This is a genomic window from Erwinia wuhanensis, assembly GCF_030484085.1.
Lineage (GTDB): Bacteria > Pseudomonadota > Gammaproteobacteria > Enterobacterales > Enterobacteriaceae > Erwinia > Erwinia aeris.
Genome location: NZ_JAUJUH010000005.1, coordinates 83,752 through 96,780, shown reverse-complemented (window position 1 = coordinate 96,780; position 13,029 = coordinate 83,752). Strand labels below are relative to the sequence as shown.

Sequence of the window (13,029 nt, the reverse complement as noted above, 5' to 3'; positions counted from 1 at the left end):
ATTGAGAACATAAAATGATGAAAGCTGCTTTTTACACCTTAGCCGGGATCTCTTTATTTGTTGCACAGACGCTCCATGCTGCGCCATTACGCGTAGCGGCCGATCCGGTTCCCCATGCGGAAATTCTGGAATATGTGAAAACCCTCGATCCGAAGCTGGATTTAAAAATTATTGAAATGAGCAGCGGCGGTATTAACCCGAATGAATTATTAGCCTCCGGCGAAGTTGATGCTAACTATTTCCAGCATCTGCCTTATTTAAAGGATCAGGAAAAAGCGCTGGGCAAAACTTTCAGCGTGGCGGCGGCGGTGCATATTGAGCCGCTGGGGCTTTATTCACGCAAAGTAAAGTCGCTGGCGGAACTCCCGAAAGGCGCCAGCATTGCCGTACCCAACAATGCCCCAAACCTGAGCCGCTCGCTGTGGCTGCTTCAGAAGAACGGCCTGCTGAAGCTGAAGTCCACGGGGGATGCCGCATCGACGCTGGTGACGCCGGCCGATATCAGTGACAACCCGAAAAAACTTAAAATAGTGCAGATTGAATCGCCGCAGATCCCGCGCGCGCTGGACGATGTCGATGCGGCAATCATCAACGGCAACTATGCGCTGGAAGCGGGCCTGGTTCCGGCCAAAGACGCGCTGGCGCTGGAGTCGGCCGACCACAATCCGTATGCCAACCTGCTGGTAACGACGCCCGAGCTGTTAAAAGATCCCCGCATCGTGCAGCTGGCTAAAGATCTGAAGTCGCCGCAGGTGGCTGAGTTTATTCGTAAAAACTACAGCGGTTCGGTGATCCCGGTTGAAGGGCTTAAGCATGATTAAACTCGAAAAAATCAGTAAGAGGTATCCCGGCGCAGCCGCACCAGCTTTATCGGATATCTCGCTGACGATAGAGGCGGGCACTATTTTCGGCATCGTGGGCCGCAGCGGCGCGGGAAAAAGCACGCTGCTACGCTGCCTGAACCGGCTGGAGCAGCCGACTTCCGGCCGGGTAATGATTAACGGGCAGGATATCGGCCAGCTCAGCGTAAAGCAGCTGCGCCAGCAGCGTCGGCAGACGGGCATGATCTTCCAGCATTTCAATCTGCTGCATTCCCGTAGCGTCAACGACAATATCGACCTGCCGCTGGAGATTGCTGGCGTGCCGGTAAAAACACGAAAGGCGCGGGTTGCCGCGCTGCTGCAACTGGTCGGGCTGGAAAATTTTGGCAATGCCTGGCCTTCGCAGCTCTCCGGCGGCCAGAAGCAGCGCGTCGGCATCGCCCGCGCGCTGGCGGCCGAGCCGGACTATCTGCTGTGTGATGAAGCCACCAGCGCGCTCGATCCTGAAACCACCCGTTCCATTCTTGAGCTGCTGGCGGACATTCAGCGGCAGCTCAAGATCACCGTCGTGCTGATTACCCATGAAATGGCCGTGGTGAAGCAAATTTGCCACGGCGCCGCGCTGCTTGAGCAGGGCAGGCTGGTTGAAAGCGGCTCGCTTGCAGAGATTATGGCGCACAAAGGGGGGCGGCTGCGGCAGATGCTATTGCAGGATGGCGAAGCAGACAGGGCTTTCCTGGCAAAATATACGGAGGTGAGTGCGCGATGCGTAGCGTAAATTGGGATCGTTTTCAGGACCTGATGATCAATGCCACGCTGGAAACGCTGTATATGGTGGCGCTGGCGGCGCTCTTTACCGTGGCGATCGGGCTGCCGGTTGGCGTCCTGCTGTTTCTTACCCGTAAAGAGGGGATACTTGCCAATCGCCCCCTCTCTCTGGTGCTGAACTGCGTGGTGAATATTGGCCGCGCGCTGCCGTTTGTGATTTTGCTGATTGCCATGATCCCGGTGACGCGGCTGATCGTCGGCACCGCGCTGGGCAGCACCGCCGCCGTCGTGCCCATTACGCTTGGCGCATTTCCTTTCTTTTCCCGCATCGTTGAAAATGCGCTGGATGAGGTCGATCGCGGCCGCATCGAGGCGGTGGTAGCAATGGGCGGGAGTCACTGGCATATCGTCAGCCGTGTGCTGCTGCCGGAAGCGCTCCCTGCGCTGGTGGCGGGCATCACGCTGACCACCGTCATGCTGATCGGCTTCTCTGCCATGGCCGGCGTGGTGGGCGGCGGCGGGCTGGGCGATCTGGCTATTCGCTACGGTTATCAACGCTTCGATAACACCCTGATGGCGGCAACGGTGCTGGTGCTGCTGCTGCTGGTGCTGCTGGTGCAGAAATCGGGCGATCGCCTGGTGCGTTCGCTAAGCTGGCGTCGCTGAATCACAAGGACTTTTATATGTTTACTATCAAATCACCCGCTGGCTATGTGCAGCAGGCCGGGCTGTGTCAGCAGGCGGGCGAGCTTATCCGCCCGCTGGCCGTTCACTTACGCATTCTGACCTCGCCGCGTGCCTGGCAGGCCGTCAATCCGGCGCTAAGCGAAAGCCTTGAGCGCGCCGGGATCCGCTGGCAGCTCGACTATTTATCCGGTGAATGTACCGATGACAACATCGCCCGCTTTCAGCAGAGGCTGCTGGAGCAGGGCGCAGAAGGCATTCTGGCGATTGGCGGCGGGCGCGTGCTGGATACGGCCAAAGCGGTGAATGCCGCGCTGGGCGATCGCGTACTGATTGCGCTGCCGACGCTGGCCGCAACCTGTGCAGCCTGGTCGCCGCTGGCGATAGTGTATAACGCGGCGGGCGGGCACCTCAGAAGCCAGCCGCTGGACGCCATGCCGGCGCTGATCCTGGTCGATAGCGCGGTGATTGCTCAAAGCGATGTGCGCTATCTGCGCGCCGGTATCGTCGACGCGCTGGCTAAATGGTATGAGTTTGAGCCTTATCAGCGTCACAACCCGCATCAGCTTGCGCTGGATGTGAAGGTATCGGCGGCGTGGCAGGCCGTGGAGGTATTCCAACGCTGGGGCGAGGTGGCGGTACGTGATAATCAGCAGCAGCAGGTTACGCAGGCGCTGGAAAAAGTGATTGAAGCCAATATCGTGCTGGCCGGGCTGGCGAACAGCGTGCGCGGCTCGCTGGATACGCCAGGCTTTGCGCATGTGATCCACGATACGCTAACCCATCAGCCCGAATTACATGACTGGCTGCATGGCGAAAAGGTGGGATACAGCCTGCTGATCCAGTCGCTGGTGGCGAACCATAACGATCGCCCCGACGGCACGTTACTGGCGTTGCTGCGTCATTTCCGCAGCCCGCTGCGTTTGCCTGCCTTGCAGGGAGATCGGGCCGCCCGCCTTGCACAGATTGCCGCCGGCATTCACTTTCCCGCCGCCAGCCTGGACCATTTGCCCTTTACCATCACGGCATCAGCGCTTAATGAGGCTTTATTGCTGACCGAGGCGCAGGATTTCGGTTCTCACTGACAGAATGGGGGGATGGTAACCGCCAGCCGCAACGGAAAATCCCCGAAAGCAAAAAGCCCGCTCAGGTAACCCTGAGCGGGCTTTTCAAATCTGGCTCCTCTGACTGGACTCGAACCAGTGACATACGGATTAACAGTCCGCCGTTCTACCGACTGAACTACAGAGGAATTGTTGGAACGGGGCGCATAATATCTATAGCGATTTGCGATGTCAAAGCCTGTTTGCACTTTTTTCGCTGACTGCTGCATTAATCGGCAATTAAGCGGCGGGCATCGCCCGAAGCGAAAAACGCCGTCGGCCAGGCTTTGCGTAGCGCCTCGCAATCCGTGAATGTAACCGCTGAATAACGCAGCAATTTTCGTCAGCATGATCACGTTTATTTCATTTTCACATTGTTCAGACGGATTTTGAAATATACATTCCATCGACGCGCCTCGTTCACCCGTAAGGAACCCCAATGAAAAAGGTCAGGATAGGTTTGATCGGCACCGGCTATATCGGACGCTGCCACGCGATTGCTTATGCGCAGGCGGCCACCGTCTTTGCGCTGAAAGGCGAGATCGTGCGCGAGATGGTGGCGGAGGTCAGCCCGGCGGTCGCCAAAGCGCAGGCCGCAGCGCTGGGTTTTGCCCGCTGGACAGGGGACTGGCGCGAGCTGGCGGCAGACCCGGCGATCGACGTGGTGGATATCTGCGCGCCCAATTTTCTGCACAAAGAAATGGCGCTGGAGGCTATCCGCCACGGCAAGCATGTCTATTCTGAAAAGCCGCTGGCGCTGAGCGTGGCGGATGCCGAGGAGATGACGCGGGCCGCCGCGCAGGCCGGGGTGAAAACGCTGGTGGGCTTTAATTATATGAAAAACCCTACCAGCCAGCTGGCGAAAGAGATTATCGCCAGCGGCGAGATAGGCGAGGTGGTGCATTTTTACGGCACGCATAATGAAGATTATCTCGCCAGCCCGCAGGCACCGCTGGACTGGCACTGTCAGAAGGCGCTGGCCGGGCTGGGCGCGCTTGGCGACCTGGGCGCGCATATCGTTAATATGGCGCATTATCTGGTAGGCGAAATCCGCGAGGTTTCTGGCGATATGCAGACGGTGATCGGGCAACGTCCCGATGCGAAAAATCCCGCCGTGCTGCGCGAGGTAGAAAACGAAGATCAGGCCAGCGCGCTGCTGCGCTTTGCCAACGGCGCGCACGGCGTGATTGAAACGTCGCGTATCGCCTGCGGCAGCAAAATGGGGCTGACCTACGTGGTGACCGGCACGAAAGGAGCGATCCGCTACAGCCAGGAGAGAATGGCGGAACTGGCGCTTTATCAGCATGAGGACGCCGCCGGACGACAGGGGTTTAAAACCATTCTGACCGGCCCGGCGCATCCTGATTATGCTGCCTTTTGCATTTCTGCCGGACACGGCATCGGCTTTAACGATCAAAAAACGGTGGAAATCCGGGATCTAATCAACGGCATCGCGGCGGGCGATCCGATGTGGCCAGACTTTGCCGAAGGGCTACAGGTATCGAAAGTGTTGGAGGCGATAGCCGTTTCTGCGCTGGAGCGTCGCTGGATTGAGGTGCAGGGCACGTCCCGGTTTTAATGCGGCGTTTTTATGCTTTTTCGCCGGAGATAAGAATGACCACTTTAGCGATACCAGCTGCTGGCCTTGGCGACATCAGTCTCTGACAGGCGGAGGCTTCTACCTCCGCCCTGTTGATCAGCGGAACGGCGGCTCGTTAAAGGTGCGAAGCTTACGCGAATGCAGCTTATCGCCCTCCGCGCGCAGCAGATCTATCGCGCAGATGCCGATCTGTAGATGTTCAGAGATCGCGCCTTCGTAAAAACGGTTAGCCTGGCCGGGCAGCTTGATCTCACCGTGGATCGGCTTATCGGAGACGCAGAGCAGCGTGCCGTAAGGCACCCGAAAGCGATAGCCCTGGGCCGCGATGGTGGCGCTTTCCATATCCACCGCTACCGCGCGGCTGAGGTTAAACCGCAGAGCGGAGGCGGAATAGCGCAGCTCCCAGTTGCGATCGTCCGTCGTCACCACCGTGCCGGTACGCAGGCGCTGTTTAACTTCTTCGCCCGGCATGCCGCTAACCTGTTTGGTGGCGTCAAACAGGGCGCGCTGCACTTCGGCAATGCTCGGTACTGGAATATCCGGCGGCAGTACCGCGTCCAGCACGTGATCGTCGCGCAGGTAAGCGTGAGCCAGCACGTAGTCGCCAATCGTCTGGCTTTCACGCAGGCCGCCGCAGTGGCCAATCATCAGCCAGGCATGCGGACGCAGTACCGCCAGATGATCGCAGATGGTTTTCGCATTGGAGGGGCCAACACCGATATTAATCAGCGTAATGCCCTGGCCCTCTTTGGCAATTAAATGCCAGGCCGGCATCTGGTGGTTTTTCCACGCCAGGCCGGAAATAGTGGTCTGGGGATCCGGCGTTTCGGCAGTCACGCAGATATTGCCCGCGCAGGAAAGAGCTTCGTAAGGCGAATCCGGATCTGCTATCTGCTCGCAGCTCCAGCGCACGAATTCGTCAACGTAGCGGGTGTAGTTGGTAAACAGCACCCACGACTGAAAATGCTCGACCGGCGTGCCGGTATAGTGACGCAGTCGCGCCAGTGAAAAGTCGGTGCGCAGCGCGTCAAAATGCGACAAAGGGAACTTTTCGCCCGGCTGGTAAAGGCCGTCCGCGTTCTCATCGCCAATTTGCGCCAGCTCGGTAGTCGGAAAATGCTGCGCCAGCCCGGCGCTCATGCTGCGATCCAGCCCCAGGTTGGAGCCGTCGATAACGTAAGGGAAAGGGATCTCCTGCTGCGAAGGCCTGACTTCCAGCGTTACCGGATACTCGCTGCAAAGCATGGAAAGCTGTTCGGAAAGATAGTGGCGAAACAGCGCGGGGCGGGTGATGGTGGTGGCATAGCTGCCGGGGCGGGTAAAACGGCCAAAGGCGCGCGACAGCTTGTGGCCCGCCGCATCACCCTGCCAGCTGACGCGCAGCTCCGGGTAAACAAACAGGCCGGCGGCGCGGCTGGCCGCATCCGGCAAGGTGCCTTCGCTGACATAGGTGGTAATCGCCTGGCGCAGCGCGCTGACCGCTGCTTCGTACAGGTCATCCAGCTTATCCAGCGCCTCGTCTACGGTTAATCCTGATGGTGGCCGCGTCATAAGTCTCTCCTGGGCGGTTATTGTTTTCTTAACAGCATGTTAGCTGAAATAAAGCGTGCGCGCTCAGGCGCAGTCTGAATTCATCCCCACAGGGGATAATTTGCGCTACGCTGGTAGCCCCGAACGTTAATAAGGGGAATGGGATATGGATAAGCATGAGCACAGGGAAAAAACGATCGGCGTTCTGGTTATCGCGGCCGGTCAGGGACAGCGGTTTACCGAAGCGGGTGGCGCAACCGATAAGCTCCAGGCGGCGTTCGCCGATGCGTCAGGGCAGGTAAAATCGGTGTTTGTTCACAGCTGCCAGGCGGCGCAGCAGAGCGGCCTGCCGGTATGCGTGGTGACGCGGCCCGCGCAGCAGGCCATCCGGGACTACTGCGAGCAGCAGGGCATTCCGACGGTGCTGGTGGAAAATACCCGCATGGGCGAATCGATCGCCGCCGGCGTTCGCCAGACGGCGGCATGGGACGGCTGGCTGATCCATCTGGCCGATATGCCCTTTATTTCTGCGGCCACGCTGCGGCTGGTAGCCAGTAAAGTGGTTGAGGAGGGGATCGTGCGCCCCGTTTTTCGCGCCAGTCCGGGGCATCCGGTGGGGTTTGGCCGCTGCGCTTTCAGGGCGCTCAGCGCCTTGACCGATGAGCAGGGCGCACGCAGCCTGCTGGTGCAGTTTCCCCTGTATACGATTGAGCTACAGGATGCGTCAATTTTGCAGGATATCGATCTGCCTTCACAGCTGCCAGCAGGAGAGAGCCCTGCTGTCGCTCAACGATCGGGTTATGCGCCAGGCGCTGAGCTGGACTAAAGATCGGCCCGTCTGGCTCTGTATCGTCATCAAAACCTGGGGATCGTCGCCTTGGGCAGTGGGATCGCTGCCGATCGCTGACGGGGGCGGTGCGGTTTGCGCCGGTAGGGCTGGCGATCGGCAGCAAAACGCCAGCCGAAACAGCGCTGGCGCCGCATAAAAATCGCGGGCCGTTTGCCAGCCCGCCTGCGGTTATAACAGCTTGTCCTGAGTGATGGGTAAATCGCGGATGCGTTTGCCGGTGGCGTGCCAGACCGCATTGGATATGGCGGCCGCCACGCCGACGATCCCCAGCTCGCCGACCGCTTTGCCGCCCAGCACGGTAGCCAGGTAATCCGGCTTGCCAACGTCAATCGTGGTCAGTTCAGGGATATCCGCGTTGACCGCTATCAGATAGTCGGCCAGGTTGGCGTTGGCTATCCAGCCGTCGCGATCGTCTATCTGTCCCTGCTCCAGCAGCGCCTGGCCAATGCCCATCACCATGCCGCCAATCCACTGGCTTTCTGCCAGCTTAGGATTGTAAACCCGGCCGGAATCAAAGGCGCCGACCATTCTTTTAACCCGCACCGTGCCGAAGTCTTCATCTACTGCGACTTCGACAAAGATAGCGCTCCAGCTGTGGGCCGACACGCCGCCATCGGTAGGCGGCAGCATCATAGTGGAAGTACGATCCGCTTTGTTGCGATCTTCCTCGCTGGCGGTTTTATCGAAAGTGTCCTGATGCGCTACCAGCTTTTCGCGGCCGCTAAGCTTCAGCAGCTCGGCAAAGCTAATCCGTAATCCCGGGCTGTTGCTCAGCCAGAGATAACCGTCGGCCAGCGAGAGAGCGGAAGGCGGCTGCTGCCAAAGCGGCGATTTCTCCGTGGCAGTCGCCAGCGTTATCAGCCTATCGCGCAGCGCCTGCGCGGTCTTATGCACCGCGCCAGTCAGCAAATTCGCCAGCTGCGAACCGCCCGCAACCGGCGCACGGGGCAGCAGCGTATCGCCAAGCGACACGGTGATGCTTTCCGGCGCAACCAGCAGCACGTCCGCCGCCGTCTGCGCCAGAATAGTGTAGGTGCCCGTGCCGATATCCACCCCGCTGCTCTGCACCTCAATACTGCCGTCAGCGGACAAAACAATCTGCGCCTCGCCGGGCGTACGGCGTACCGGATAGGTACCGGAAGCCATTCCCCAACCGATCAGCTGGCGGCCTTCGCGCAGGCTGCGCGGCTCAAGAGGACGTTTACTCCAGCCAAATGCGTCGGCGCCCTGTTGATAAGCCTCGCGCAGCTGGCGAGAGCTCCAGGGGATATTGGCCTGCGGATCCTGCTCCGCATAGTTTTTCAGGCGCAGCGCCAGCGGATCCATTTTTAGCGCCCACGCCAGCTCGTCCATTGCCACTTCCAGCGCAAAGGCGCTCGGGTTTTCGCCCGGCGCGCGCATCCAGCTTGGATTGACGGTATTCAGGTGGATCAGCTTGTGGTGCGATAAAAAGTTTGGCGAGGCGTACATCAGCGCCGTTACGGAATTACAAGGCTCCTTGTGCACATCGTTCAGCGCGGTTTCGTTCCAGCTGTCGTGCACGATAGCCTGTAACAGCCCGTCACGGTTGGCGCCCAGCGCCAGCTGCTGATGCGTGCGCGGCCTGCCGCCGAAAGCGGTAAAGGTCTGCGGCCGGGTCAGCGCCAGTTTAATCGGCCGGTTAAGCTCGCGCGAGGCCACGCAGGCCAGCGCGCTATGCGGCTGTATCCCGCCTTTGCAACCGAAGCCGCCGCCGACAAAGGGTGAAATCACGCGCACCTTGTCGTGATCTATCGCCAGCCATTCCGATACTACCTGACGCGCGCCGCCCGGCCACTGGCTCGGTTCCCACAGCGTCAGGCTGCCGTTTTGCCAGTGCGCGATACAGCCGTGCGGCTCAATGGGCGAGTTATATTCTCTGGGCGTGGTATAGATGCCGCCTACCTGCACCTCCGCCTGGGTCAGCGCGGGGATGGCGTCGCCCCAGTCAATCGTTAACGCATCCACCGTTTCTGGTTTAGCGTTGGGGTGGGTCGGATGCACCACAGGCGGCTGTTGTTCATATTCCGTCTCGATTAGCGCGGCGGCCTCGGTGGCCTGCTCCAGCGTTTCGGCCACGACCAGCGCAATATGCTGACCGTTCCACAAAACCTTATCGTCCTGCAACGGCAGAAAAGCCTGCGCCGCCGCGCCGCCTTCGCCAAAGGTTTTGGCTGAATGAATGGTTAATCCGCTTTCGTGGTTATACACCGCCAACACGCCGGGCGACTGGCGCGCTCGCTCGGTATGCATCGCGGTAATACGTCCATAGGCGATAGTTGACTGAACCACTACCGCGTAAGCGAGATTATCCAGCGATTTTTCGACAGCGTAGGTCGCCAGCCCCTGAATTTTCAGCCTGCCGTCGGCGCGATCCAGCGGGCTGCCTAAAGCCTGCTGACGACCGATCGATGACGTTTCGAGCGTGCTCATACCAGACCTCCCACGGTCATCAAAGCCCTGGCGATAACGCGAGGCGCAAGAATAATTTTGTGTCCGTTATGCTGGCGGGCAATGGCGCCTTCCGTCACTTTTTCCGCCGCTTTGCGCAGCGTTTTCTCCTCCAGCCGCTGGCCTTTCAGCGCCTGCTCTACCTGGTAAGCGCGCCAGGGTTTGGTTGCCACGCCGCCCAGCGCGACGCGTACCTCTTTGATGGTCAGGTTATCTTCTTCCATCTCCAGCCCTACGGCCGCGCTGGCAGCGGCGAATTCGTAGGAGCTACGATCGCGCACTTTAAGGTAGTGCGAGCGGGCCAGCGCGGCGCTACGCGGCACCGTCAGGCTGACGATCATCTCGCCAGGCGCGAGCTGGTGTTCAAGATCGGGACGATCGGACGGCAGGCGGAAAAAATCGGTAACGGGAACGGAACGCAGTTCGCCCGCGCTGTTTTGCAGGTTCAGCACCGCGTCGAAAGCGGTCAGCGCCACCGCAAAATCGCCGGGATAGAGCGCGATGCAGCTGTCGCTGGTGCCCAGCACCGCATGATTATGATTCAGGCCGTTCAGCGCGGCGCAGCCGGAACCGGGGTTGCGCTTGTTGCAGGCGGACCAGGCCTGCGGATCGCGAAAATAGCTGCAGCGGGTGCGCTGTAGAATATTGCCGCCCAGCGAGGCCATATTGCGCAGCTGCGCCGAGGCGGCGAGCGAAAGGCTTTCCGCCAGCGCGGGCGCAAAAGTTTTTACCGTTTTGCTGTCGGCCGCCTGGCTCATCTTTACCAGGGTGCCGAGCGTCAGCTCACCGTCGCTGAGCGTAATATCATGCAGATCCTGCAAATGCGTAATATCCACCAGCGTGGCGGGACGCTCAACGCCGCACTTCATCAGATCCAGCTGCGTCGTGCCGCCGGCGAGAATGCGCGCCTCTGGCTGGCTGGCCAGCATCGTGGCCTGGCTGACGTCGGTCGCGCGTTGATAGTTGAACGATCTCATGATGTGGCCTCCTGGCTCAGGCTGGCCGCCGCGTCCTTCACGGCTTTGACGATATTGGGATAGGCGCCGCAGCGGCATAAATTCCCGCTCATATATTCGCGGATTTCGTCATCGGAACGGGCATGACCTTCTTTGATGCAGGCGACGGCCGACATGATTTGGCCGGAGGTGCAATAGCCGCACTGGAAGGCATCGTGGCGCAGGAAAGCGGCCTGCACCGCGTGCAGCGTCCCGTCCGGCGCGGCCAGGCCTTCAATGGTGGTAATATCTCTGCCCGCCGCCTGGGCCGCCAGCGTCAGGCAGCTCAGCACGCGTTCGCCGTCGATATGCACGGTACAGGCGCCGCACTGCCCCTGGTCGCAGCCCTTTTTCGAGCCGGTTAAACCAATATGCTCCCGCAGCGCATCCAGCAGGGTAGTGCGCGGATCGACCATCAGCTGACAGCTTTCACCGTTGACGGTGAGCTGCAAAGGATAAAGTTGAGTCATTGTCGTCTCCAGATTGGGGAGGTCACTGACAGTGTGCGCAGCGCTTACTCATGTCGACACTGCCTCATTGCTCGGAATACAGGCACGCCTGAAAAGGTGAATGCGATCGCTCTTTTTAGAGGAGCGTATCGGAAAGATAAGGATAGTCAGATTTGGGAAAAAGGGCGCGCGGCAGTTTGCAGGCGCAGATGCCGCATCCTGGCTTCAGGCGTGCAAATAAATTTCCTCCGCCCGCTGAATAAATACGCCCGGCAGCATTCTGACCATCAGGCTGAAAAAAGGGGCGAGGGTCAATCGCAGCAGGCCGTTAGCGAAGCGATATTTTACCGCAAAAGTCACGGTACAGGTTTTTTCTCCCGTAGCCTCAAAAAACCAGTCGCCCTCAAACTGCGACAGAAAGGAACCGCTTACCAGCCGCAGATGCAGCGAGGAGGGGGGATGGAAAGTGGCGCGGGTTGTCAGGCTAAGTTCAGGAAACTGCTGAAAGCGCAACCCGATGCGCACCATTTTTGCTTCCGGTTGGCTGGCAAGGATCTCGACCTGCCGACACCAGGGCAAGAAGTCGGGATAAGCGGCGACGTCGGCGACAAGGTTATACATCTGGCTCTGGCTGAAATTAACCTGAATACGTTTTTCAAAAGTTGTCATCTTAACCCTTAGCCTGTTTGGCATCGCGCGCAGCCAACATAGCCGCTGCTCAAGGCTAATAAGTTACTTTCTAACGCTTATTGATCGGCCGCAAAAGAATTCGTTACAGACAGAAAACTGCGCTTTCCGAGGCACAGTTTTGCGAGCGGCGCTGCATTCACACTGCAAGCAAGGCATACGTGCACGCTTTCTCAGGAAAGCGCTTCTGGTTTTAGCAAACAGGCAGCGGCATCTTACAAAAAAAGCCGTCATTATAGTTTTACACCTATATAGGTCTGGAGCTATATTAACGGAGGCCGCATATGTGGTTGCTCAAAACAACGGACAGGTTTGACTGGTGGTTCAGCACGCTTCAGGATCACGAACGGGCAGCCGTGCTGGGTTCGCTGCTGGTACTGCGCGCAAGAGGGCCGGAGCTGCCACGTCCCAGGGCCGACAGCATTCAGGGTTCGCGCTACAGCAATATGAAAGAGTTTCGCGTGCAGTGCCGTGGCAAACCGATACGGATCTTTTTCGCTTTTGACCCACAGAGAACCGGCGTGCTTCTTTGCGCAGGCGGCAAAACAGGCAATGAAAAACGTTTTTATCGCGTGATGATCCCGATAGCCGATCGGGAGTTTACTGACTATCTGAACAGAACCAGAGGTAACGTATGCGTACATTAGAACAAATGCTGGCGGAAGAAGCACCGCATGTCGTGGCAGAAGCGGAAAAGCTGGCCGCAGAGATACGGCTGGATATTCAGCTTGCTGAACTGCGTGAGCGGGTGCAGAAAACCCAGAGCGAGATGGCGCAGGCGCTGGGTGTAAAACAGCCTACCGTGGCGGGCATGGAAAAGCCGGGGCGCGATATCAAACTTTCCACGCTAAAACGCTATATCGAAGCGGCGGGCGGCAAGCTGCAGCTGAACATAGAGCTGCCGGACGGCTCGCACTATGGGTTCAAGGTGTAAAACCGCAGGCAAAAGGGCATAGGCAACGGGCCAGCCAGCCGTTATTATTTCACCCTCTTTTTTTCAGGGTTAAAGGCAAAAGCAGGGAGGCGATAGCTGGCGGCATGAGCAGAAAAATCACAGGGCGCGCGGCGTCAAA

Annotated in this window: 14 protein-coding genes and 1 tRNA gene; 9 read left to right on the top strand and 6 right to left on the bottom strand. The window is 59.0% G+C overall.

Features of this window, described 5'->3' with window-relative positions; genetic code table 11:
• The first annotated feature begins 17 nt into the window (after positions 1-17).
• The 4 genes from QZH36_RS13345 to QZH36_RS13330 are packed head-to-tail and all read left to right on the top strand — an operon-like array spanning position 18 to position 3,358.
• The gene (locus QZH36_RS13345; RefSeq protein WP_441004974.1) at positions 18-821 is read left to right on the top strand and encodes a MetQ/NlpA family ABC transporter substrate-binding protein; all 804 of its coding nucleotides are present in this window, start codon (positions 18-20) and stop codon (positions 819-821) included.
• A complete protein-coding gene (locus tag QZH36_RS13340; protein ID WP_301251044.1) occupies positions 814-1,599 on the top strand; it encodes a methionine ABC transporter ATP-binding protein in 786 nt (261 codons plus the stop codon). Before QZH36_RS13345 ends, QZH36_RS13340 begins: the two co-directional genes overlap by 8 nt.
• A complete protein-coding gene (locus QZH36_RS13335) occupies positions 1,587-2,255 on the top strand; it encodes a methionine ABC transporter permease (protein ID WP_301251043.1) in 669 nt (222 codons plus the stop codon). The genes QZH36_RS13340 and QZH36_RS13335 overlap by 13 nt, the downstream gene beginning before the upstream one ends.
• A gap of 17 nt (positions 2,256-2,272) precedes the next feature.
• The gene (locus QZH36_RS13330) at positions 2,273-3,358 is read left to right on the top strand and encodes an iron-containing alcohol dehydrogenase family protein (RefSeq protein ID WP_301251042.1); all 1,086 of its coding nucleotides are present in this window, start codon (positions 2,273-2,275) and stop codon (positions 3,356-3,358) included.
• Positions 3,359-3,449: 91 nt separating this feature from the next.
• Here QZH36_RS13330 and QZH36_RS13325 read toward each other — a convergent pair.
• Positions 3,450-3,525, bottom strand: a tRNA-Asn gene (locus QZH36_RS13325).
• Between the two features lie 290 nt (positions 3,526-3,815).
• Here QZH36_RS13325 and QZH36_RS13320 point away from each other — a divergent pair.
• A complete protein-coding gene (locus QZH36_RS13320; protein WP_253460258.1) occupies positions 3,816-4,955 on the top strand; it encodes a Gfo/Idh/MocA family protein in 1,140 nt (379 codons plus the stop codon).
• Positions 4,956-5,072: 117 nt separating this feature from the next.
• Here QZH36_RS13320 and QZH36_RS13315 read toward each other — a convergent pair whose 3' ends face one another.
• Positions 5,073-6,527, bottom strand: coding sequence for an AMP nucleosidase (locus QZH36_RS13315; protein ID WP_253460262.1), 1,455 nt, complete (start codon positions 6,525-6,527; stop codon positions 5,073-5,075).
• Positions 6,528-6,672: 145 nt separating this feature from the next.
• Between QZH36_RS13315 and QZH36_RS13310 the strand changes: the two genes are divergently transcribed.
• Together QZH36_RS13310 and QZH36_RS13305 are read left to right on the top strand one after the other, a co-directional pair.
• The gene (locus QZH36_RS13310) at positions 6,673-7,332 is read left to right on the top strand and encodes a nucleotidyltransferase family protein (RefSeq protein WP_301251039.1); all 660 of its coding nucleotides are present in this window, start codon (positions 6,673-6,675) and stop codon (positions 7,330-7,332) included.
• The gene (locus tag QZH36_RS13305) at positions 7,307-7,492 is read left to right on the top strand and encodes a hypothetical protein (RefSeq protein ID WP_301251038.1); all 186 of its coding nucleotides are present in this window, start codon (positions 7,307-7,309) and stop codon (positions 7,490-7,492) included. The genes QZH36_RS13310 and QZH36_RS13305 overlap by 26 nt, the downstream gene beginning before the upstream one ends.
• Before the next feature lie 32 nt (positions 7,493-7,524).
• Here QZH36_RS13305 and QZH36_RS13300 read toward each other — a convergent pair whose 3' ends face one another.
• The 4 genes from QZH36_RS13300 to QZH36_RS13285 all read right to left on the bottom strand — a co-directional run bounded on the left by QZH36_RS13300 (position 7,525) and on the right by QZH36_RS13285 (position 11,938).
• The gene (locus tag QZH36_RS13300) at positions 7,525-9,807 is read right to left on the bottom strand and encodes a xanthine dehydrogenase family protein molybdopterin-binding subunit (RefSeq protein ID WP_301730425.1); all 2,283 of its coding nucleotides are present in this window, start codon (positions 9,805-9,807) and stop codon (positions 7,525-7,527) included.
• Entirely contained in the window at positions 9,804-10,802 is a 999-nt protein-coding gene (locus QZH36_RS13295; RefSeq protein ID WP_301730424.1) for an FAD binding domain-containing protein, read from the bottom strand. The genes QZH36_RS13300 and QZH36_RS13295 overlap by 4 nt, the downstream gene beginning before the upstream one ends.
• Positions 10,799-11,290 carry a (2Fe-2S)-binding protein gene (locus QZH36_RS13290; protein WP_125288063.1) on the bottom strand — a complete coding sequence of 164 codons (492 nt, stop codon included), beginning with the start codon at positions 11,288-11,290 and terminating at the stop codon, positions 10,799-10,801. The genes QZH36_RS13295 and QZH36_RS13290 overlap by 4 nt, the downstream gene beginning before the upstream one ends.
• Positions 11,291-11,494: 204 nt before the next feature.
• Positions 11,495-11,938, bottom strand: coding sequence for a type II toxin-antitoxin system RatA family toxin (locus QZH36_RS13285; protein WP_301730423.1), 444 nt, complete (start codon positions 11,936-11,938; stop codon positions 11,495-11,497).
• A 302-nt stretch (positions 11,939-12,240) separates the two neighbouring features.
• On the opposite strand from QZH36_RS13285, the gene QZH36_RS13280 reads away from it, so the two are divergent.
• Together QZH36_RS13280 and proR are read left to right on the top strand one after the other, a co-directional pair.
• Complete coding sequence (locus QZH36_RS13280; protein ID WP_301730422.1) at positions 12,241-12,603, top strand: type II toxin-antitoxin system RelE/ParE family toxin; 363 nt, start codon at positions 12,241-12,243, stop codon at positions 12,601-12,603.
• Positions 12,591-12,890 (top strand): transcriptional regulator ProR, encoded by a 300-nt coding sequence (proR, locus tag QZH36_RS13275; protein ID WP_301730421.1) that lies wholly within the window; start codon positions 12,591-12,593, stop codon positions 12,888-12,890. Before QZH36_RS13280 ends, proR begins: the two co-directional genes overlap by 13 nt.
• Positions 12,891-13,029 lie beyond the last annotated feature (139 nt).